19 protein-coding genes are annotated in these 19,865 nt (G+C 45.7%); 17 read left to right on the top strand and 2 right to left on the bottom strand.

Features of this window, described 5'->3' with window-relative positions; all coding sequences use genetic code 11:
• Window positions 1–107: 107 nt before the first annotated feature.
• From HGO97_RS16665 to thiI, 5 genes are all read left to right on the top strand, one after another.
• A complete protein-coding gene (locus HGO97_RS16665; RefSeq protein WP_246597513.1) occupies window positions 108–1,496 on the top strand; it encodes an MATE family efflux transporter in 1,389 nt (462 codons plus the stop codon).
• Window positions 1,483–2,436, top strand: a complete 954-nt coding sequence (gene prmA / locus HGO97_RS16660) for a 50S ribosomal protein L11 methyltransferase (RefSeq protein WP_216243936.1) — start codon at window positions 1,483–1,485, stop codon at window positions 2,434–2,436. The genes HGO97_RS16665 and prmA overlap by 14 nt, the downstream gene beginning before the upstream one ends.
• A 14-nt stretch (window positions 2,437–2,450) precedes the next feature.
• Complete coding sequence (locus HGO97_RS16655; RefSeq protein ID WP_216243934.1) at window positions 2,451–3,188, top strand: 16S rRNA (uracil(1498)-N(3))-methyltransferase; 738 nt, start codon at window positions 2,451–2,453, stop codon at window positions 3,186–3,188.
• A 40-nt stretch (window positions 3,189–3,228) separates the two neighbouring features.
• Window positions 3,229–4,386: a cysteine desulfurase family protein gene (locus HGO97_RS16650; protein WP_216243912.1), complete on the top strand. Its 1,158-nt coding sequence runs from the start codon at window positions 3,229–3,231 to the stop codon at window positions 4,384–4,386.
• A gap of 169 nt (window positions 4,387–4,555) precedes the next feature.
• Window positions 4,556–5,740: a tRNA uracil 4-sulfurtransferase ThiI gene (gene thiI / locus HGO97_RS16645; RefSeq protein WP_216243910.1), complete on the top strand. Its 1,185-nt coding sequence runs from the start codon at window positions 4,556–4,558 to the stop codon at window positions 5,738–5,740.
• Window positions 5,741–5,806: 66 nt separating this feature from the next.
• Here the strand turns inward: thiI and HGO97_RS16640 are convergent, their stop codons facing one another.
• Window positions 5,807–6,043: an HPr family phosphocarrier protein gene (locus HGO97_RS16640; RefSeq protein WP_216243908.1), complete on the bottom strand. Its 237-nt coding sequence runs from the start codon at window positions 6,041–6,043 to the stop codon at window positions 5,807–5,809.
• Window positions 6,044–6,162: 119 nt separating this feature from the next.
• Here HGO97_RS16640 and mtaB point away from each other — a divergent pair, with 119 nt between their 5' ends.
• The 8 genes from mtaB (at window position 6,163) to HGO97_RS16600 (ending at window position 12,846) form a co-directional block, all read left to right on the top strand.
• Window positions 6,163–7,542, top strand: a complete 1,380-nt coding sequence (gene mtaB, locus HGO97_RS16635; RefSeq protein WP_216243893.1) for a tRNA (N(6)-L-threonylcarbamoyladenosine(37)-C(2))-methylthiotransferase MtaB — start codon at window positions 6,163–6,165, stop codon at window positions 7,540–7,542.
• Window positions 7,543–7,644: 102 nt separating this feature from the next.
• The gene (locus HGO97_RS16630) at window positions 7,645–7,908 is read left to right on the top strand and encodes an IreB family regulatory phosphoprotein (protein WP_216243891.1); all 264 of its coding nucleotides are present in this window, start codon (window positions 7,645–7,647) and stop codon (window positions 7,906–7,908) included.
• Between the two features lie 5 nt (window positions 7,909–7,913).
• Window positions 7,914–8,366: a Holliday junction resolvase RuvX gene (gene ruvX / locus HGO97_RS16625; protein ID WP_216244038.1), complete on the top strand. Its 453-nt coding sequence runs from the start codon at window positions 7,914–7,916 to the stop codon at window positions 8,364–8,366.
• Between the two features lie 50 nt (window positions 8,367–8,416).
• On the top strand, window positions 8,417–8,677 hold the full coding sequence (locus HGO97_RS16620; protein WP_216243889.1) for a DUF1292 domain-containing protein: 261 nt from the start codon (window positions 8,417–8,419) through the stop codon (window positions 8,675–8,677).
• A gap of 56 nt (window positions 8,678–8,733) precedes the next feature.
• Complete coding sequence (locus HGO97_RS16615) at window positions 8,734–9,195, top strand: Fur family transcriptional regulator (RefSeq protein ID WP_216243880.1); 462 nt, start codon at window positions 8,734–8,736, stop codon at window positions 9,193–9,195.
• A 97-nt stretch (window positions 9,196–9,292) separates the two neighbouring features.
• Entirely contained in the window at window positions 9,293–10,963 is a 1,671-nt protein-coding gene (locus HGO97_RS16610) for a ribonuclease J (protein WP_216243878.1), read from the top strand.
• 3 nt (window positions 10,964–10,966) lie between these two features.
• On the top strand, window positions 10,967–11,644 hold the full coding sequence (locus HGO97_RS16605) for an O-methyltransferase (RefSeq protein ID WP_216243876.1): 678 nt from the start codon (window positions 10,967–10,969) through the stop codon (window positions 11,642–11,644).
• The gene (locus tag HGO97_RS16600; RefSeq protein ID WP_216243874.1) at window positions 11,620–12,846 is read left to right on the top strand and encodes a peptidase U32 family protein; all 1,227 of its coding nucleotides are present in this window, start codon (window positions 11,620–11,622) and stop codon (window positions 12,844–12,846) included. The genes HGO97_RS16605 and HGO97_RS16600 overlap by 25 nt, the downstream gene beginning before the upstream one ends.
• 450 nt (window positions 12,847–13,296) lie before the next feature.
• Here HGO97_RS16600 and sigK read toward each other — a convergent pair whose 3' ends face one another.
• Window positions 13,297–13,914 carry an RNA polymerase sporulation sigma factor SigK gene (gene sigK, locus HGO97_RS16595; protein WP_216243871.1) on the bottom strand — a complete coding sequence of 206 codons (618 nt, stop codon included), beginning with the start codon at window positions 13,912–13,914 and terminating at the stop codon, window positions 13,297–13,299.
• A 297-nt stretch (window positions 13,915–14,211) separates the two neighbouring features.
• On the opposite strand from sigK, the gene HGO97_RS16590 reads away from it, so the two are divergent.
• The 4 genes from HGO97_RS16590 to codY all read left to right on the top strand — a co-directional run bounded on the left by HGO97_RS16590 (window position 14,212) and on the right by codY (window position 19,860).
• Window positions 14,212–15,744: a YifB family Mg chelatase-like AAA ATPase gene (locus tag HGO97_RS16590; protein ID WP_216243869.1), complete on the top strand. Its 1,533-nt coding sequence runs from the start codon at window positions 14,212–14,214 to the stop codon at window positions 15,742–15,744.
• Entirely contained in the window at window positions 15,744–16,835 is a 1,092-nt protein-coding gene (dprA, locus tag HGO97_RS16585) for a DNA-processing protein DprA (protein WP_334299586.1), read from the top strand. The genes HGO97_RS16590 and dprA overlap by 1 nt, the downstream gene beginning before the upstream one ends.
• A 57-nt stretch (window positions 16,836–16,892) precedes the next feature.
• A complete protein-coding gene (topA, locus tag HGO97_RS16580; protein WP_216243860.1) occupies window positions 16,893–18,965 on the top strand; it encodes a type I DNA topoisomerase in 2,073 nt (690 codons plus the stop codon).
• Between the two features lie 115 nt (window positions 18,966–19,080).
• Entirely contained in the window at window positions 19,081–19,860 is a 780-nt protein-coding gene (codY, locus tag HGO97_RS16575; RefSeq protein ID WP_216243845.1) for a GTP-sensing pleiotropic transcriptional regulator CodY, read from the top strand.
• The last annotated feature ends 5 nt before the right edge of the window (window positions 19,861–19,865 follow it).

Below are 19,865 nucleotides of genomic sequence, written 5' to 3'. Positions count from 1 at the left end.
AAAAAATCTTGCATGTGATATGGAAAAGTTATATAGTTGACATTGGATTGCTTACAGGACCTTCTTAATGGAAGGGGAAATTTTCATTGGTTACAAGGAGCATGAAGATGGAACATACCACAAAGAAAAAGTCTCTCATGAAGGACATGACGCAGGGCAGCCCTATGAAGCTGATTTTAGAGTTTACCCTGCCTATGATATTTGGTTTTTTATTTCAACAGTTTTACAATATGGCAGATACCGTGATCGTTGGCAGATTCCTGGGCGTTCATGCATTGGCATCTGTGGGAGCAACGGGATCGATTAATTTCTGCGTGATAGGCTTCTGTATGGGAGTGTGCAATGGATTTGCAATTCCAGTGGCGCAGAAGTTTGGAGCAAAGGACGAGGTGAGGCTGAGAGGATTTGTTGGAAACAGCGCGCTTCTGGCTATCTTGTTCGCGGCAGTAATGACGGCCGTTACTGTGATACTGTGCCGGCCGATTCTGGAGTTCATGAACACACCGTCGGATATCATTGACGGAGCATACAACTATATAGTAGTTATTTTTGCAGGAATTCCTGCAACATACCTTTACAACCTGTTGTCAGGTTACATCCGGTCCCTGGGAGATGCGAAGACTCCAGTTGTGTTCCTGACGATTTCTTCCTTATTGAATATTGTTCTGGATGTACTTTTTATCGTTGTCTTCCACATGGGAGTTGCGGGAGCAGCGTGGGCAACTGTTGTCTCACAGGCCGTGTCCGGTATTTTGTGCTTTTTCTATATGATTAAGCATTTTCCAATTCTCCGGTTAAAAAAGGAGGACTGGAGCCTGCGAAAGACTTATGTCAGCACGCTGTGTAAAATCGGAATTCCGATGGGACTGCAGTATTCCATCACAGCGATTGGCAGTGTCATTCTCCAGGTAGCGGTAAATTCCTTAGGCTCTATGGCTGTGGCGGCTGTTACGGCAGGGTCCAAGATTCAGATGCTGCTGGCATGTCCGTTCGATGCGATGGGCTCTACCATGGCCACCTATGGCGGACAGAATGTAGGTGCGAAGAGGCTGGACCGGATCAGCCAGGGGCTGAGAAGCTGCGTGATCATCGGTGGCGTCTATTCCGTTATTTCGCTGGGAATTGCGCTAATGTGGGGCAGGAATATCGCATTTTTATTTATCAACAAAGGGGAGACCGAGCTCTTAGGACAGATTTATATGTACTTACTGGGCTCAGTTGTATGCTATATGCTGCTTGCGTTGGTCAATATTGTACGTTTCCTGATTCAGGGGATGGGATTCAGCGGTTTTGCGATTCTGGCAGGTGTATGTGAGATGGCCGCAAGGAGCTTTGTTGGATTTGTATTGGTTCCTATTTTCGGATTTAAGGCGGTCTGTCTGGGAAATGGATTAGCATGGATCGCAGCCGATCTGTTTTTGATACCGGCATATTTTCATGTAATAAAGAAACTAAAAAGATTATTTCAGGAGGGCAGAAAAAATGAAATGGAATAAATTCAGGTTAAAAACGACTACAGAGGCTGAGGATATAGTAAGCAGTATGCTGATGGACCTTGGGATTGAGGGAGTCGAGATTGAGGACAAGGTGCCTCTGACCCAGGCAGATAAGGAGCAGATGTTCGTGGATATTCTGCCAGTAACTGAGCCGGATGACGGCGTAGCATATTTGAGCTTTTATCTGGATGAGGGCGATGAGACAGATCAGATTCTTGCAAATGTCCGGGCAGAGTTGAAGGAGATGTCCTCCTATGTGAATGTGGGAGAGTGTACGATCGAGGAATCTCAGACGGAGGATGTGGACTGGGTGAATAACTGGAAGCAGTATTTCCACCAATTCTATGTGGATGATATCCTGATCATTCCTTCCTGGGAGGATGTAAAGCCGGAGGACGAGGATAAGATGGTGATTCATATTGATCCGGGAACTGCATTTGGTACAGGAATGCACGAAACAACACAGTTGTGTATCCGCCAGCTTAAGAAACATGTGACACCTGGGGCAGAAATTCTGGATGTAGGCTGTGGCAGTGGAATCTTGGGAATGCTTGCCCTGAAATTCGGCGCAGGGCATTCTGTCGGTACAGATCTCGATCCGTGCGCAATTGAGGCGACTCATGAGAATATGGAAGTGAACGGTATCCACCCGGACCAGTATGAAGTGATGATCGGGAATATCATTGATGACAAAGAGGTTCAGGATAAGGTCGGTTATGAGAAATATGATATTGTTGCGGCTAATATTCTTGCAGATGTCTTAGTCGCTCTGACACCTGTGATTGTAGATCAGTTGAAAAAAGGTGGTATCTATATTACCAGTGGAATCATTGATGATAAAGAGAAGACCGTCGTTGACGCAGTTGAGCGGGCCGGATTGGAAGTCCTGGAAGTGACCTATCAGGGCGAATGGGTCTCTGTGACTGCACGAAAGAATTAGAGGGAGGCCCATCTATGCATCATTTTTTTACAGAGCCGTCCCAGATTTGTGAGACGGAGATTTTTATAGAGGGTTCGGACTTCAATCATATGAAGAATGTGCTCCGTATGAAACAAGGCGAAAAAGTGGGAATCAGTGACGGACAAGGAACAGATTATACCTGCGAGGTGGAACGTTTTGAAGAGGGCGCGGCAGTACTTCATATCCTTTCTTCGGAAAAGAGCTATTCGGAGCTTTCCTCCCGCATTGTTCTTTTTCAGGGACTTCCCAAAGGAGACAAGATGGAGCTGATCATCCAGAAGGCTGTCGAACTGGGTGTATGGGAGGTAGTACCTGTGTCTACAAGGCGTGCCGTAGTAAAATTGGATGATAAGAAGGCGGCGAAAAAAGTCCAGCGCTGGAATTCCATCGCGTTGGGCGCGGCGAAGCAGTCAGGCCGGAGCCTTGTGCCGGAAGTCAAGCCGGTCATGGGCTTTGCAGAGGCTTTGGAATATGCCAGGGAGCTTGATATTACCCTGATACCTTACGAGATGGCAGAGGGCATGGAAAAGACGAAAGAAATGATTTCCAGTATCCGTTCAGGTCAGAGCATCGGTGTCTTCATCGGGCCGGAAGGTGGATTTGATGAGGAAGAGGTGGAAAAGGCCCAGGATATGGGAGCATTCCCTATCACATTGGGAAAGAGAATCCTGCGTACAGAGACGGCGGGGCTTACGGTACTTTCCATATTAATGTTCCACCTTGAGCAATAAAGCATATTGTATTAATAAGAATTAGTAAAGGAAGAATATCATGGAAGTTTATTTGGACAATTCAGCAACAACCAGGTGTTACCCGGAAGTTGGGGATTTGGTTTATAGAGTGATGTGCCAGGATTACGGCAATCCGTCGTCCATGCACAAAAAAGGCGTGGATGCGGAACATTATGTCAAAGAGGCAAAAGAGAGACTGGCGAAGATCTTAAAAGTAAACCAGAAAGAAATCTTTTTTACTTCAGGCGGAACAGAAAGTGATAACCTTGCGCTGATCGGAAGTGCGAGGGCCAATAAGAGGGCGGGCAACCACCTGATTACGTCAGCGATCGAGCATCCTGCAATTCTGAATACAATGAGATATCTGGAAGAGGAAGAAGGCTTTCGGGTCACCTACCTTCCGGTGGATGCAAACGGGAGAGTCAAACTGGAAGCATTAAAGGATGCGCTCTGCCCGGAGACGATTCTGGTATCCATCATGTATGTGAACAATGAGGTTGGATCAGTACAGCCAATCGACGAAGCTGTACAGATCGTCAAAAAATATAATCCGTCCATCCTGTTCCACTCTGATGCTGTGCAGGGATTTGGAAAATATCATATCTATCCGAAACGTCAGGGGATTGATCTGCTGACCGCAAGCGGGCATAAGATTCATGGGCCGAAAGGAATCGGATTTATCTATATTAATGAAAAGGCAAAGGTGAAACCAATTGTATTCGGCGGGGAACAGCAGAAAAATATCCGTTCAGGCACGGAAAATGTTCCAGGCATCGCAGGGTTAGGACTGGCAGCAAAAATGATATACCAGGACCTGGACGTGAAGGTAGCTTTGATGAGAGAACTCAAGGCATATTTTCTGGAGGGACTTCAGGGAATTGAAAATTCCACGGTCCATGGTCTGACGGACGTTAACAGTGCACCGCATATCATCAGTGTAGGCATCTCGGGAATCCGAAGTGAGGTGCTCCTTCATACGCTGGAGGACAAAGGAATCTATGTTTCCTCGGGGTCAGCATGTTCATCGAACCATCCGGCCGTCAGCGGCGTGCTCAAAGGAATCGGTGTTCCGACAGAATATTTGAATGCGACTATTCGGTTCAGTATGTCAGAGTTTACCACAAAAGAAGAAATTGACTATACACTTGATACGTTATATAATTGTGTTCCGATGCTTAGAAGATATACAAGACGTTAGAATAAGGAGGCAGCGAAGCTGCTTTTGAATATCCGTTTTGATTCTGGACGGATAAGATACAGTGAAACAGCAGAATGACTGTGCATGGCGGCTGCCAAGGACAGCAGGAAGCATAAGCAAAAGGGTTCCGGGCGGGAGTGCCCGGAACAGGCAGACAAAGGAGAGAAATATGAGATTTCATTCATTTTTGATCAAGTACGGAGAAATCGGTATCAAGGGAAAGAACCGATATCTGTTTGAGGATGCACTGGTGCGTCAGATTCGTTTTGCGCTCAAAGAGGCAGATGGAGAGTTCTATGTACACAAAGCGCAGGGCAGGGTGTACGTCGACTGTGAAGGAGAATATGATTATGAGGAGACGATTGACGCTTTAAAGAGAGTGTTCGGTATTGTCGGCATCTGTCCGGTAGTCCGGGTTCTGGACCAGGGATTCGAACAGCTTACGAAGGATGTCGTCGCTTATATGAAGGAGATGTACCCGGAAGGGAATCAGACATTTAAGGTAGAAGCGCGCAGAAGCAGGAAGCAGTATCCGATGACCTCGATGGAGATCAACTGTGAGTTGGGCGGCGTGATTTTGGATGCATTTCCGGAGATGAAGGTGGACGTGCATAACCCGGATATCCGTCTGAATGTGGAGGTACGGGAAGAGATTTACCTGTATTCCGAGATTATCCCGGGACCAGGCGGAATGCCGGTCGGGACCAACGGCAATGCGATGCTGCTTTTATCCGGCGGTATTGACAGTCCGGTCGCAGGTTATATGATCTCAAAGCGGGGAGTGGGACTTAAGGCGACTTATTTCCATGCACCGCCGTACACAAGCGAACGTGCCAAGGATAAGGTCGTAGACCTGGCCAAACTGGTATCCAGATATGCAGGACCGATTGAGCTGCATGTGGTCAATTTTACGGATATCCAGCTTTATATTTATGAGAAATGTCCTCATGAAGAATTGACGATCATCATGCGCCGTTATATGATGAAGATCGCCGAGCATTTTGCAAAGGAAAAGGGATGCCTCGGACTCATTACAGGAGAGAGCATCGGTCAGGTAGCAAGCCAGACCATGCAGAGCCTTGCGGCGACAAATGCAGTATGTACACTGCCTGTATATCGTCCGCTGATTGGATTTGATAAGCGGGAAATCGTGGAGATTTCTGAGAAGATAGATACGTATGAGACCTCGATCCAGCCGTTTGAAGACTGCTGTACGATATTCGTTGCGAAACATCCAGTGACTAAGCCGAACCTGGAGCGCATTGAGAAGTCAGAGGAAAAGCTTACGGAAAAGATCGATGAGCTGATGAAGACTGCAATCGAGACGACAGAAGTAATCCTGGTAAAACCTTAAGAGTCATAAAGAAGGTCAAAAAAAGGGCTGCCTCCTTTGAGACAGCTCTTTATTGTAAATGTAATATTATTTGATGATGTATGGATCAAGAACGCTGAGAATGTCATTTGAAACGCTCTCTTCTGCATGGATATTCAGTTCGATTGGCTTGGATAAGTCAAGGCTGAAAATTCCCATGATTGATTTGGCATCTATCACATATCTTCCGGATACTAAATCAAAGTCATTATCAAATTTTGTAATTTCATTTACAAATGATTTTACTTTGTCGATTGAGTTTAAAGAAATCTGTACTGTTTTCATCGGTAATCCCTCCTTATTATACATGTGTCAGGCTTTTCGCCTCATGTATATTCTACGAGATGATAGTTTAAAAGTCAAGGAACAAAGAGGAAAAACAAGGAAATAGGAGAATAAATTTTATGAAGAAAGCTGCACTGCATAATTTAGGATGTAAAGTAAATGCATATGAGACAGAAGCGATGCAGGAGATGCTGGAAAAGGCCGGATACGAGATCGTTCCCTTTCAGGAAGGGGCAGATATTTATATTATCAATACCTGTACGGTGACCAATATCGCAGACCGTAAATCCAGACAGATGCTGCACCGTGCCAGAAGGATGAACCCCAACGCTGTAGTCGTGGCAGCGGGGTGTTATGTACAGGCCCAGGAGGACAAACAAGAAGTAGACCCATGCATCGATATCGTGATCGGCAACAACAAAAAGCAGGATCTGATCACGATTCTAAAGGAGTATGAATGCACTCACCAGGGCGAAAGCTGTAGAGAGGAACAGTTCCAGAGGGAGGAGATGGATGGCAGTCTTGCACAGAAAGAAGCAGATGCCCATGAGGGACCTTGCAGGGAGATGATCGATATTAATCATACGAAAGAATATGAGGCCCTTCATCTATCCAAGACAGGAGAACATACAAGGGCTTATATTAAAGTTCAGGACGGATGCAACCAGTTCTGCTCTTACTGCATTATCCCCTATGCAAGAGGGCGTGTCAGAAGCCGGAGAAAAGAGGATGTGGTAGAAGAAGTAAAGCGTCTGGCAGACAATGGTTACCAGGAAGTCGTGCTGACCGGAATCCATTTAAGCTCTTATGGGATTGATTTTGAGGAGGAGCACGAGAATCTGTTATCCCTAATTGAAGCAGTCCATGAGGTGGAAGGAATCAAAAGAATCCGTCTTGGCTCTCTGGAACCAAGAATCATTACGGAGGAATTCACCGCGGCAATTGCTTCTCTGCCGAAGATGTGCCCGCATTTCCACTTATCTTTACAGAGTGGATGTGATGAGACACTAAAAAGAATGAACCGCAGATACACAAGCGATGAGTATTATGAAAAATGTCAACTGCTTCGGAAGTATTTTGACCAGCCGGCATTGACTACAGATGTGATTACAGGATTTCCGGGCGAGACGGAGGAAGAGTTCGAGAAGTCCCGGGCATTCGTAGAAAAGGTCGGATTTTATGAGACCCATATTTTCAAATATTCCAAGCGTCATGGGACAAAGGCAGCAGTGATGGAGAACCAGGTCCCAGAGCAGGTGAAAGCTGCCAGAAGTGATGTATTATTAGCCCTGAATGAAACGCAGCGCCGCAGGTATGAGGAAAGCTTCCTGGGCAAAGAGGTAGAGGTGCTTGTGGAAGAAGAAGCTGTGCTTGATGGAAAAAGAGTGCAGGTCGGACATACAAAGGAATATATGAAAATTGCACTAGACAGTGAGGAAAATCTTCAAAATTGTATCGTAAAAGTTGAAATTGAAAATGATTTACAAATTATACATTGAATTTTGACAACGTTTATATTAGAATTGTAGATAGGATATTTGGCATGTTAGTATGATACTAATCACGCAAGATTATGAAAAACACAAAATGGAGGAAAAGAAATGAGTGATTTAAGCAATACCCAATTCTTTCAGGTGGAGCCAGGCCCGCAGATTTCTGCAAGGGACATCCTGGAGATTGTCTTTAAGGCACTGAAGGAGAAAGGATATAATCCGGTGAACCAGATCGTCGGTTATATTATGTCAGGGGACCCTACCTATATTACAAGTTACAATGGGGCCAGAAGCCTGGTGATGAAGGTAGAGAGAGATGAATTAGTAGAAGAATTGTTAAAAGCGTATATCGCGCACAATTCATGGGAATAATGAATATGCGGGTTATGGGACTTGACTATGGGACGAAGACCGTCGGGGTAGCAATCAGTGATGCCCTGGGACTTACGGCTCAGGGGATTGAAACGATTCAGAGAAAAGAGGAGAACAAGTTAAGACGTACTCTGGCACGTATTGAGGAGCTGGTTTCTGAATACGAGGTGGAGAAGATCGTGCTTGGTTTTCCGAAGCATATGAATAACGATATTGGGGAACGTGCGGAGAAATCTTTAGAGTTCAGAGATATGCTCACGCGCCGTATAGGACTGGAAGTCATTATGTGGGACGAAAGGCTGACGACCGTGGAGGCAGAGAGGACTCTGATTGAAAGTAATGTAAGACGGGAGAACCGGAAGAAGTATATCGATAAGATCGCTGCGGTATTTATTTTGCAGGGATATCTTGACTCTGTCTATATTAAGAGGGAGAATTCCTTGCCGCAGGAGGATTGATGACTCATCTGCAGCAGATAAAAAGCCTGCAGGAATAAGGGGATATTTATATGGAAAAGATTAAGTTTACCTTTGAGGATACTTGTGAGACAGTTGAATTTTTTATTTTGGAACAAACGAAGATAAACGGGGCTGTATACATATTGGTTACAGACTCCGAAGAAGACGACGCGGAATGCCTGATATTGAAGGATACAAGCCTGGCAGAGGATAAAGAGAGTGTATACGAGGTCGTAGAAGACGACACAGAGCTTCTGGCAGTTTCTAAAGTATTTGAGGAGCTGCTTGAGGATGTTGACATTGAAATGTAAAGTCTAAAGGACATTTACAATAGATTTACTTACTGCAAATGAATTGGAGTTTAGCGATGAAACAGGAAAAAGTGCAGGAACTGCTCAAGGAAAGATTAAGAGAAAAAGGATTAAAAGTCACACGGCAGAGACTGCTTGTCCTGCAGACGCTGGCAGAGAACGGCGGCAGCCATATGGCTGCGGAGGATATCTATGAGCTGATCAGAGCGGATTATCCCGATATCGGTCTCGCCACAGTCTATCGGACTTTGCAGCTGCTTCTTGAGATGCAGTTGGTGGACCGCATTAACCTGGATGATGGGTGTGTCAGATATGAGATCGGACATTTATTTGAAGGTGATACCAAGCATAACCACCATCATCTGATATGTAGGACATGTGGCAAGGTGCTTCCATTCGAGGATGACCTTCTGGAAGAATTAGAACGTCATATCGAAGAGGACACCGGATTCCATGTGCTGGACCACGAGCTTAAATTTTACGGACAGTGTAGAGAATGCTTAAATAAAAGCAAATAATCCGTTAGTTCCAATCAGGAGAACGGACATGCGGAGGATTGCTCTTTTTTTCATGCGCGGAAAGTAGGTACATAAAACACATGGAGGTGTAAAATTATTGAAAAAAGAAAATAACGGAAAACTCAGGATCATCCCATTGGGAGGCCTGGAACAGATTGGAATGAATATTACTGCCTTTGAATTCGAGGACAGTATTATTGTAGTAGACTGCGGGCTTGCGTTCCCGGCAGACGACATGTTGGGAATCGACTTAGTCATCCCGGATGTCACGTATTTAAAAGATAATATTGACAAAGTGAAGGGCTTCGTGATCACCCATGGACATGAGGACCATATCGGTGCTCTTCCATACGTATTGAAGGAACTGAATCTTCCGCTCTATACGACGAAGCTGACCATGGGAATTATTGAGAATAAACTCAAAGAGCATAATTTGCTGCGCAGTACCAAGAGAAAGGTCGTGCGTCACGGACAGTCGATCAACCTTGGAAAGTTCAGAATTGAGTTCATTAAGACGAACCACAGTATTCAGGATGCATCTGCTCTTGCCATCTATTCACCGGCAGGAATCGTTGTGCATACAGGAGACTTTAAGGTAGATTATACTCCGGTATTTGGTGATGCCATCGATCTTCAGAGATTTGCGGAGATTGGGAAAAAGGGCGTACTGGCGCTGATGTCAGATAGTACGAATGCGGAGAGAAGAGGATTTACACAGTCAGAGAAGACAGTCGGAATTACCTTCGACCATATTTTCGCAGAGCACCAGAATACTCGTATCATTATTGCGACGTTCGCATCTAATGTGGACCGTGTGCAGCAGATCATCAACTCCGCTGATAAGTACGGACGCAAGGTCGTGGTAGAAGGACGGAGCATGGTGAATATTATTTCTACGGCATCAGAGCTTGGATATCTGAATGTGCCGGAGAATACCCTGATCGAGATCGATCAGATGCGGAACTATCCGCCGGAGAAGATGGTACTGATCACAACAGGAAGCCAGGGAGAATCCATGGCGGCACTGTCCCGTATGGCAGCAGATGTACACCGTAAGGTGACCATTCAGCCGAACGATACGATCATCTTCAGTTCCAACCCGATTCCTGGAAATGAAAAGTCTGTTTCCAAGGTCATCAATGAACTGTCGGCTAAAGGTGCGGATGTTATCTTCCAGGATGCCCATGTATCAGGACATGCCTGCCAGGAAGAGCTAAAGCTGATCTACTCCCTTGTAAAGCCGAAATATGCAATTCCGGTCCATGGTGAGTACCGCCATCTGAAAGCGAATGCAGCGATTGCGACCTCACTGGGAATTCCGAAGGAGAACGTATTTATCATTCAGTCAGGTGATGTACTGGAATTAAGTGAACAGGAAGCGAAGGTCGTAGATAAGGTACACACAGGAGCAATTCTTGTGGATGGACTTGGCGTCGGAGATGTCGGCAATATCGTTCTTCGGGACAGACAGCATCTGGCAGAGGACGGAATCCTGATCGTTGTACTGACACTGGAAAAGGGAACCAACCGTCTGCTGGCCGGGCCGGATATCGTATCCAGAGGTTTTGTCTATGTGCGTGAGTCAGAAGGACTGATGGAAGAAGCACGCCAGGTCGTATCAGAGGCACTGGACCGCTGCCTGCAGAATAGACATGCGGACTGGAACAAGATCAAACTGGTGATTAGAGATACTATGAATGATTACATCTGGAAGAAGACAAAGAGACGTCCGATGATCATTCCGATAATTATGGATGTGGATGTGTAAGATATGATAGTAGATGAACGTATCATTACATTCATCAATTCCTTAGAGACAGAGAATAGTGAAATATTGGAAGCAATAGAAAGAGAAGCATTAGATTCATATGTGCCGATTATCCGAAAAGAAATGCAAAGCTTTCTAAAGGTGCTTTTAACTATACAAAAACCTATGCGCATACTCGAAGTGGGGACTGCCGTAGGTTTCTCTGCGTTATTGATGAGTGAAAATGCCCCCGCTGGGTGCAGAATAACAACAATAGAAAATTATGAAAAGCGAATCCCTATTGCCCGGGAGAATTTCCGGCGTGCAAGGAAGGAAGAACAGATCACACTGATTGAGGGAGACGCCCTGGAAGTGATGAAGACGTTGAAAGGCAGCTATGATTTTATCTTTATGGATGCCGCAAAAGGACAGTATATCCATTATTTCCCCGAGGTCATGAGGCTGTTGGAGCCAGGGGGAACTCTGGTGTCTGATAATGTACTTCAGGATGGGGATATCATTGAATCCCGTTTTGCCGTGGAGCGTCGTAACAGGACCATCCACAGCCGGATGCGGGAGTATCTGTATGAGTTAAAACATAACGAGCAATTGATTACGGCTATTCTGCCTTTTGGGGACGGGGCCGCAGTCAGTACGAAGAAAAGAAAGGAAGAAACATGGCAAGACACCCAGAATTATTAATTCCGGCGAGCAGCCTGGAAGTTTTAAAGACAGCAGTCATCTTCGGCGCAGATGCAGTATACATCGGCGGTGAGGCTTTTGGACTGCGTGCAAAAGCAAAGAATTTTTCTATGGAGGATATGCGGGAGGGAATCGCGTTCGCTCATGAGCATGATGTAAAGGTCTATGTGACAGCGAACATTCTGGCTCATAATAAGGACCTGGATGGAGTACGCGAATATTTCAAAGAGTTAAAAGAGATCAAGCCGGATGCATTGATCATTGCGGATCCAGGTGTATTTGAAATCGCAAAAGAGGTTTGCCCGGAGATTGAACGCCACATCAGCACCCAGGCCAACAACACGAACTATGCGACCTACAATTTCTGGTATAAGCAGGGAGCAAGCCGCGTGGTATCTGCAAGAGAATTATCTTTAGAAGAGCTGAAAGAGCTCCGCGCCAACATCCCGGAAGACTTAGAGATAGAGACTTTCGTCCACGGAGCCATGTGTATATCCTATTCCGGCCGCTGCCTGCTAAGCAACTATTTCACAGGCCGGGATGCGAACCAGGGAGCCTGCACCCATCCGTGCCGCTGGAAATATGCTGTTGTGGAGGAGACAAGGCCTGGAGAGTACATGCCTGTCTATGAGAACGAGAGAGGAACCTATATCTTTAATTCCAAGGATCTCTGCATGATAGAGCATATCCCTGGGCTCATAGAAGCTGGAATCGACAGTTTTAAGATAGAAGGACGTATGAAAACAGCCCTCTACGTAGCCACCGTGGCCCGGACCTACAGAAAGGCAATAGATGATTACCAAAAAGATCCTTCCCTTTACCAGAAAAACATGCCCTGGTACTTAGAGCAGATATCCAATTGTACCTACCGTCAGTTCACCACAGGTTTCTTTTTTGGCAGACCCGATGAGACGACTCAGATCTATGACAGCAACACTTACGTCAAAGAATATACCTACCTGGGAATCATAGGAGAAGAAAAAGAAGGTCTCTACCGCATCGAACAAAGAAACAAATTCAGCGTAGGCGAGACCATAGAAATCATGAAGCCCGACGGTCAGAATATAGAAACTAAAGTCCTGAACATCCTGACCGAAGAAGGAGAGTCCCAGGAGAGCGCTCCACACCCCAAACAAGTCCTATATATAGGCCTGGACCAAAAAGCTGCTCCTTATGACATCCTAAGAAGAAAAGAAGACTAGAAAATTATAAGAATAAATTTTTGTTAAGAAAATGATTGGACAGCGGCAAAGACAGATGGCGGTAAATAAGCAAATTTAGTAAGAAAAGACTTTCTTGCGCCGCGCTTTCCCAAGAAAGCCGCGGCCTCCTACCGACTGGATGCGTCCAGCAAGCAGGATGAGCATCCTGGGGGCAGTTCCAGATGGAGGGCGGTGTGAAAGCCATACAAGCGCACTTAGAAGGCGTTACTGAAAATCAGGAGAAAATGGAGGGCGGTCTTTGATGTCTCACATCAAAGACTGTTGACACCTGAGGCGCAAAATCATCAGATTTTGCACCGAATGTGGCATGTACCTCCATTTACTCCTGATTTTCAGTTACACCTTCTTAGCAAGCGTTCAGGTTTTCGCACCGCCCTCCATCTGGAACTGCCCCCAGGGTGCTCATCCTGCCTTGCGCCCCTAATCCTGCTAAAAAAACTCCCGCAGCTTCTCAATCGCACTTTTTTCGATTCGGGAGACGTAGGAGCGTGATATCCCCATCTGTCTAGCAATCTCTCTCTGTGTATATTCCTCCCCGTTATAAAGCCCGTACCGCATCTTTAAAACAAGCCGTTCTCTGTCTGAAAGTTCATTCTCCACCTTCTCATAAAGCTTCTGTATGTTTTCTTTTAAATGTATCTTCTCGGGTACATCCTCGTCCTCCGTCTCAATGATATCGTACAGTTTAATCTCATTTCCCTCACGGTCGGTGCCGATAGGCTCGTACAGTGAGATTTCTTTGTTTGTTTTCTTTTTAGCACGTAAATACATTAAAATTTCATTTTCGACACATTTCGATGCATATGCGGCAAGGCGGTTCCCTTTATCAGGATTGAAAGTCACAACGGCTTTGATCAGACCGATGGTTCCTATGGAAATCAGATCTTCGGGGTCTTCGTCCAGATATTGATATTTTTTGATGACATGTGCAACGAGCCGCAGATTTCGTTCGATTAAGACATGTTTTGCCTGAAGGTCGCCCTCTGTATATTTTTGCATGTAATATTTTTCTTCCGATGGCGTGAGGGGATTGGGAAAAGATTTCAAGAACAGCACCTCTTAGCACATTTGATATAGTCTATGTGGAAATTGGGGAAATTGTGCTTTTCCACTGGAAAGAAGGACAGGGAGGGCTTAGTTTATTCTTTTTTAAGAATCTCACAAAAGTTTTCAAGATTTAAGAATTGACTTCTAAGGAAAGAAGGACTATGATAATCCTACCAGTTCCGGAAATTTTCTGTTTCCGGTTCCACAAATCAGAAATCTGACCGCTTCGGTCATAATTTCAATTCAGTTTTTATTTACTTTTATTTATTAGTTCATACTTTAGAGAGGAGTGTGTGAATGAGTTTTAGTTCAATTTTATCAGCGTCTGTGCAGGGATTAAAGGTAGAGTTCATCCATGTGGAGGCAGATGTCAGCAATGGGCTGCCCGCATTTCACATGGTGGGATATCTCTCATCGGAGGTGAAGGAGGCGGCAGAGAGGGTGCGCACGGCAATCCGTAATTCGGGGATGGATTTCCCGGCGAAGAAGACAGTGATTAATTTGTCCCCGGCCACAATGCGGAAAAGAGGTGCGGCATTTGACCTTCCAATCGCAATTTCCATCCTGATTTCCTTGGGACAACTGCGACAGGAACGGGTAAAGGAAATGCTGCTGATCGGGGAGCTGGGCCTGGACGGCTGTGTACAAAAGGTCCCTGGAATCCTGCCCATTGTCCTGGAGGCAAGGGAGGCTGGAATCCCGGTTTGTATGGTCCCGAAGGCGAACGCATCGGAGGGAGCACTCGTAGATGGAATAGAGATTATTGGAGTAAGAGATTTAAGTGAGGCCGTCGCCTTTTTATCCGGGATTCGAAGCATAGAAGCACAGCCACATCCAATTCAGAGCACGGCTGCAGTGGATCAGGAGAATCTGGATTACAGCGATGTTCAGGGGCAGGAGGCCGTAAAAAGGGCGGCAGAGGTCGCAGTGGCCGGTGGGCATAATCTACTTCTGGTAGGTCCACCCGGAAGCGGAAAATCCATGGTGGCGAAACGGATTTCCAGTATCTTTCCGCCTATGACGATGGAAGAAAGCATGGAGATCACGAAAATCTACAGTATTATGGGCCTGGTGGATAAAGATGCACCACTGATCAGACAAAGGCCCTTCCGCAGTGTTCATCATACCGCAACGAAAGCTGCATTGATCGGCGGAGGCCTTATTCCGATGCCCGGAGAAATCAGCCTGGCACACGGAGGTGTCCTCTTTTTGGACGAGCTGCCAGAATTCCAGAAGGCGGTACTGGAGGTACTGCGACAGCCTTTGGAAGAGCATCAGATCAGGATTTCCAGGTCCTATGGAAACTATGTATTTCCGGCCAATTTTATGCTTGTCTCGGCTATGAATCCCTGCCCATGCGGATGTTATCCTGATTTCGAAAGATGTACCTGTACACCGGGTCAGATTCAGAACTATTTAGGGAAAATCAGCCAGCCGTTTCTGGACCGTATGGATATCTGTGTAGAGGCTCCGAAGGTAAAATACGAGGCTTTGAAAAACCGAAAAAGGCAGGAGAGCTCTGCCCAGATTCGGGAAAGAGTATGCCGGGCAAGGGAAATTCAGAACCAGCGCTATGCAGGGACCCATATCATTTCCAACGCCATGCTGGACGTAAAGGAGCTGGATACATACTGCCAGCTCGGGAGTGCAGAGAATCAACTGATGGAGCAGGCGTTTTCTGCACTTGGACTGACAGCCAGGACCTATCATAAGATACTAAAGGTAGCCAGGACAATCGCAGATCTGGAGGGGGCTGTGGAAATCAAAGAAAAACATATCAAAGAGGCGATTGGTTACCGGACAATGGATAAGAAATATTGGGGGAGGTGATGGATTTGATCTATGAATATTGGTTCGCGTCCATCACTCATGTATCAGAACGGAAAAAATATCTGTTGCGGGAGCAGCTTGGTACGGGAAAACATATCTTTTATATAGAAGAAACAAAATTAAGACAACAGAGGTTCTTAAATGAAGCAGATATCAGTATGATCAGACAGGCACAGAAATGGACGAATCTGGAGGAGCGGTTTGAGGACTTGAAAAGAAATTCGATTCGTTTTGTCCCTCATTTTTCGGAAACATTTCCAAAAAAACTGGGGGAGATTCCTTCCCCTCCTTATGCCCTCTATGTGAAAGGCAAATTGCCAAAAGAGGACAAAAAGTCTGTTGCAATCGTAGGGGCCAGAAGATGTACTCCTTACGGGGAAAAATATGCGTTAGAATATGGAGAAAAACTTGCCAGGTGCGGGGTACATATCATCAGCGGGCTGGCTAAAGGAATTGACGGTCTGGGACAGCGCGGTGCTCTGATGGGAGGCGGTCAGACCTTTTCGGTATTGGGATGCGGGGTGGACATCTGTTACCCAAAGGAACATCTTGGTCTCTACCATGATATCCTGGAGAAAGGAGGGGGGATTCTGTCAGAATTTGTCCCGGGAACTTCACCTCTTCCTCAGAATTTCCCCAAACGCAACCGGATTATCAGTGGATTGTCCGATGTAGTGCTTGTCATGGAGGCGAGAGAAAAGAGCGGTTCTTTGATTACAGCAGACATGGCGCTGGAACAGGGGCGGGATGTCTACGCTCTTCCAGGGCCTGTTGACAACAGTCTGAGTCAGGGATGTAACCACCTGATACGACAGGGCGCAGGGATTCTTTTATCCCCGGAAATGCTGTTGGAAGAACTTCAGATTTCGGGTGGTTTCGAGATGTTAAAAACAGACAAAAATAAAAAAGTGCTTGAAACTACAGAAAATATGGTGTATAGTCGACTTGGTTTGTATCCCAGGAATGTAAGCCAGTTGATCGAAGAGACCTCACTGAGTGCGAACGAGGTGATGGAGCTTCTGGTTTCATTAGAGTTAAAGGGATACATCAGAGAAGTATCAAAGAATTATTATGTTAAGCTGAAAGAGTAGATATGTCCGGCCGCTTTTGGATAGAGGCTGCCGGAACAGGTGGAGGAAAGAATTTTTATGGCACATTATCTGGTTATTGTGGAGTCACCCGCGAAGGTGAAGACGATTAAGAAGTTCCTGGGGAGCAGCTATTCTGTTGCGGCATCGAACGGACATGTCCGAGATCTGCCGAAGAGCCAGCTTGGAATAGATGTGGAACACGACTACGAGCCGAAGTACATCACCATTCGGGGAAAGGGCGACATCCTTGCAAACCTGCGCAAAGAGGCGAAAAAGGCCGATAAAGTATATCTTGCAACTGACCCCGACCGCGAAGGAGAGGCAATATCCTGGCATTTAGCGACTGCGCTGAAGCTGGATGATAAGAAAATGCGCCGCATCACCTTCAATGAGATCACAAAGAATGCAGTGAAGGCATCCCTAAAGGCACCGAGAGGAATCGACATGAATCTGGTGGATGCCCAGCAGGCCCGTCGTATCCTGGACAGAATGGTGGGATACCGTATCAGCCCTGTATTGTGGGCAAAGGTAAAAAGAGGTTTAAGTGCCGGAAGAGTACAGTCCGTAGCCCTGCGTCTGATCGCAGACCGGGAAGCAGAGATAGACGCTTTTATCCCGGAAGAGTACTGGACACTGGATGCGATTCTCCATGTGAAAGGAGAAAAACGTCCTCTGACAGCAAAGTTTTATGGAACAGAGAATCAGAAAATTACCATCAGTTCCAAAGAACAGCTCGATCAGATCGTAAAAGAAATCGAGAATGAGAATTATCAAGTGACGGATGTGAAGAAGGGTGAACGTGTCCGTAAGGCACCGCTGCCGTTCACGACCAGCACCCTGCAGCAGGAGGCAGCCAAGGTCCTGAATTTTGGAACACAGAAAACAATGCGTATCGCACAGCAGCTCTATGAAGGAATCGACATCAAAGGAAACGGGACCGTCGGTGTGATCACATATCTGCGTACGGATTCTACAAGAATTTCTGAAGAAGCAGATGCGAATGCAAGAGCGTATATTGAAGAGCACTATGGAAAAGAGTACGTTGCAGCAGGAACAGCTGCCAAAAAGACGGAAAAGAAGATTCAGGATGCCCATGAGGCCATTCGTCCTACTGATATCAGCAGGACTCCGGCGTCCTTGAAGGAATCCCTTTCCAGGGATCAGTTCCGCTTGTATCAGTTGATCTGGAAGCGTTTTGCAGCCAGCAGGATGCAGCCGGCAAAGTATGAAACGATCTCTGTTAAGATTTCAGCGGGAAGCTATCGTTTTACGGTAGCTACATCCAAGATTGTTTTTGACGGATTCCGCAGTGTATATACTGAGGCGGATGAAGAGAAGGAAGAAAGCAATGTATTGGTCAACGGTCTGAGCCTGGATACCGAGCTGAAGAAGGAAAGCTTTGATACAAAGCAGCACTTTACACAGCCTCCGGCACACTTTACAGAGGCTACCCTGGTCAAGACTCTGGAGGAATTGGGGATTGGGCGTCCAAGTACTTATGCACCAACAATTTCTACAATTCTGGGGCGCCGCTATATTACAAAGGAAGCCAAGAACCTGTATATTACGGAAATTGGTGAAGTTGTCAATAATATTATGAAACAATCCTTCCCGAGTATTGTAGACGAGAACTTTACGGCAAATATGGAAGGGCTTCTGGATATGGTCGAGGAAGGTAAAGTCGCATGGAAAGAAGTAATCAGGAACTTTTATCCAGATTTAGAGGAGGCTGTCCAGGTTGCGGAAAAAGAACTGGAGAGCGTTAAGATCGAGGACGAGGTCACCGATGTGATCTGCGAAGAATGTGGGCGCAATATGGTAGTGAAATATGGTCCTCACGGGAAGTTCCTGGCCTGCCCTGGTTTCCCGGAATGTAAGAATACGAAGCCGTATCTGGAGAAGATCGGAGTCCCATGTCCAATTTGTGGAAAAGAGGTCGTGATCCGCAAGACGAAAAAGGGAAGAAAGTATTATGGCTGTGAAAATAATCCAGAATGTGACTTCATGTCCTGGCAGAGGCCGTCAAAAGAGAAGTGTCCAGAATGCGGAAACTATATGGTAGAAAAGGGAAATAAGTTGGTTTGCGCGGACGAAAAGTGCGGATATGTTCGAAATTTGAAAAAGAATTAGAATTTTAGAAAAGAATTAGACAAATTACGTTGATATTTCGAAAGTTGTATGATAACATATCAGTATCGAGTAAATTGAAAAGATTTGTATATACAATTAGAATTGGAGGAAATCAATGAGCGTACAGTTATTGGATAAAACAAGAAAGATTAACAAGTTACTGCATAACAACAATTCCAGTAAGGTAGTCTTTAATGATATTTGCGCTGTCCTTACGGAGATTCTGAACTCCAATGTCCTTGTAGTCAGTAAGAAGGGGAAGATCCTTGGAGTCAGCAAGTGCGGCCAGGTGGACGGAATCAAAGAGCTGATTACCGAATCTGTTGGTTCACACATTGATGAAATGCTCAATGAACGTCTTTTAAGCATCTTGTCAACAAAAGAGAATGTCAATCTGGAGACCTTAGGTTTTTCACCAGATGCAGTCAAAGGCTATCAGGCGATCATTACACCGATCGATATCGCAGGAGAGCGTCTTGGAACACTGTTTATTTACAAACAGGATTCTGTATATGAGATTGATGATATTATCTTAAGTGAGTATGGAACAGCAGTAGTCGGGCTTGAGATGCTCCGCTCTGTGAATGAGGAAAGCGCAGAGGAGACAAGGAAAGAGCACATTGTACAGTCAGCGATCAGTACATTGTCCTTCTCTGAATTGGAAGCAATCATCCATATTTTTGAAGAGCTGGATGGGACAGAGGGAATCCTCGTTGCAAGTAAGATCGCAGACCGCGTAGGAATTACAAGATCCGTGATCGTAAATGCACTGAGAAAGTTCGAGAGTGCAGGAGTCATTGAATCACGTTCTTCTGGAATGAAGGGAACTTATATCAAGGTCCTGAATGACTATGTATTTACGGAGTTAGAGAAGATTAAAAAAGAACGTATATAAGAGAT

This window comes from Faecalicatena faecalis, assembly GCF_012524165.2.
GTDB classification, from domain to species: domain Bacteria; phylum Bacillota; class Clostridia; order Lachnospirales; family Lachnospiraceae; genus Faecalicatena_A; species Faecalicatena_A faecalis.
The sequence above is the reverse complement of the archived record's forward strand: the minus strand, read 5'-3'. Positions and strand labels throughout refer to the sequence as shown.

Coding starts and splice junctions, on each gene's coding strand:
- dprA (WP_334299586.1), top strand. CDS start 15,744: ATGGATTTGATCTATGAATATTGGTTCGCGTCCATCACTCATGTATCA.
- prmA (WP_216243936.1), top strand. CDS start 1,483: ATGAAATGGAATAAATTCAGGTTAAAAACGACTACAGAGGCTGAGGAT.
- HGO97_RS16655 (WP_216243934.1), top strand. CDS start 2,451: ATGCATCATTTTTTTACAGAGCCGTCCCAGATTTGTGAGACGGAGATT.
- HGO97_RS16605 (WP_216243876.1), top strand. CDS start 10,967: ATGATAGTAGATGAACGTATCATTACATTCATCAATTCCTTAGAGACA.
- HGO97_RS16630 (WP_216243891.1), top strand. CDS start 7,645: ATGAGTGATTTAAGCAATACCCAATTCTTTCAGGTGGAGCCAGGCCCG.
- HGO97_RS16620 (WP_216243889.1), top strand. CDS start 8,417: ATGGAAAAGATTAAGTTTACCTTTGAGGATACTTGTGAGACAGTTGAA.
- HGO97_RS16640 (WP_216243908.1), bottom strand. CDS start 6,043: ATGAAAACAGTACAGATTTCTTTAAACTCAATCGACAAAGTAAAATCA.
- HGO97_RS16600 (WP_216243874.1), top strand. CDS start 11,620: ATGGCAAGACACCCAGAATTATTAATTCCGGCGAGCAGCCTGGAAGTT.
- codY (WP_216243845.1), top strand. CDS start 19,081: ATGAGCGTACAGTTATTGGATAAAACAAGAAAGATTAACAAGTTACTG.
- HGO97_RS16590 (WP_216243869.1), top strand. CDS start 14,212: ATGAGTTTTAGTTCAATTTTATCAGCGTCTGTGCAGGGATTAAAGGTA.
- HGO97_RS16665 (WP_246597513.1), top strand. CDS start 108: ATGGAACATACCACAAAGAAAAAGTCTCTCATGAAGGACATGACGCAG.
- topA (WP_216243860.1), top strand. CDS start 16,893: ATGGCACATTATCTGGTTATTGTGGAGTCACCCGCGAAGGTGAAGACG.
- mtaB (WP_216243893.1), top strand. CDS start 6,163: ATGAAGAAAGCTGCACTGCATAATTTAGGATGTAAAGTAAATGCATAT.
- HGO97_RS16615 (WP_216243880.1), top strand. CDS start 8,734: ATGAAACAGGAAAAAGTGCAGGAACTGCTCAAGGAAAGATTAAGAGAA.
- thiI (WP_216243910.1), top strand. CDS start 4,556: ATGAGATTTCATTCATTTTTGATCAAGTACGGAGAAATCGGTATCAAG.
- HGO97_RS16650 (WP_216243912.1), top strand. CDS start 3,229: ATGGAAGTTTATTTGGACAATTCAGCAACAACCAGGTGTTACCCGGAA.
- ruvX (WP_216244038.1), top strand. CDS start 7,914: ATGCGGGTTATGGGACTTGACTATGGGACGAAGACCGTCGGGGTAGCA.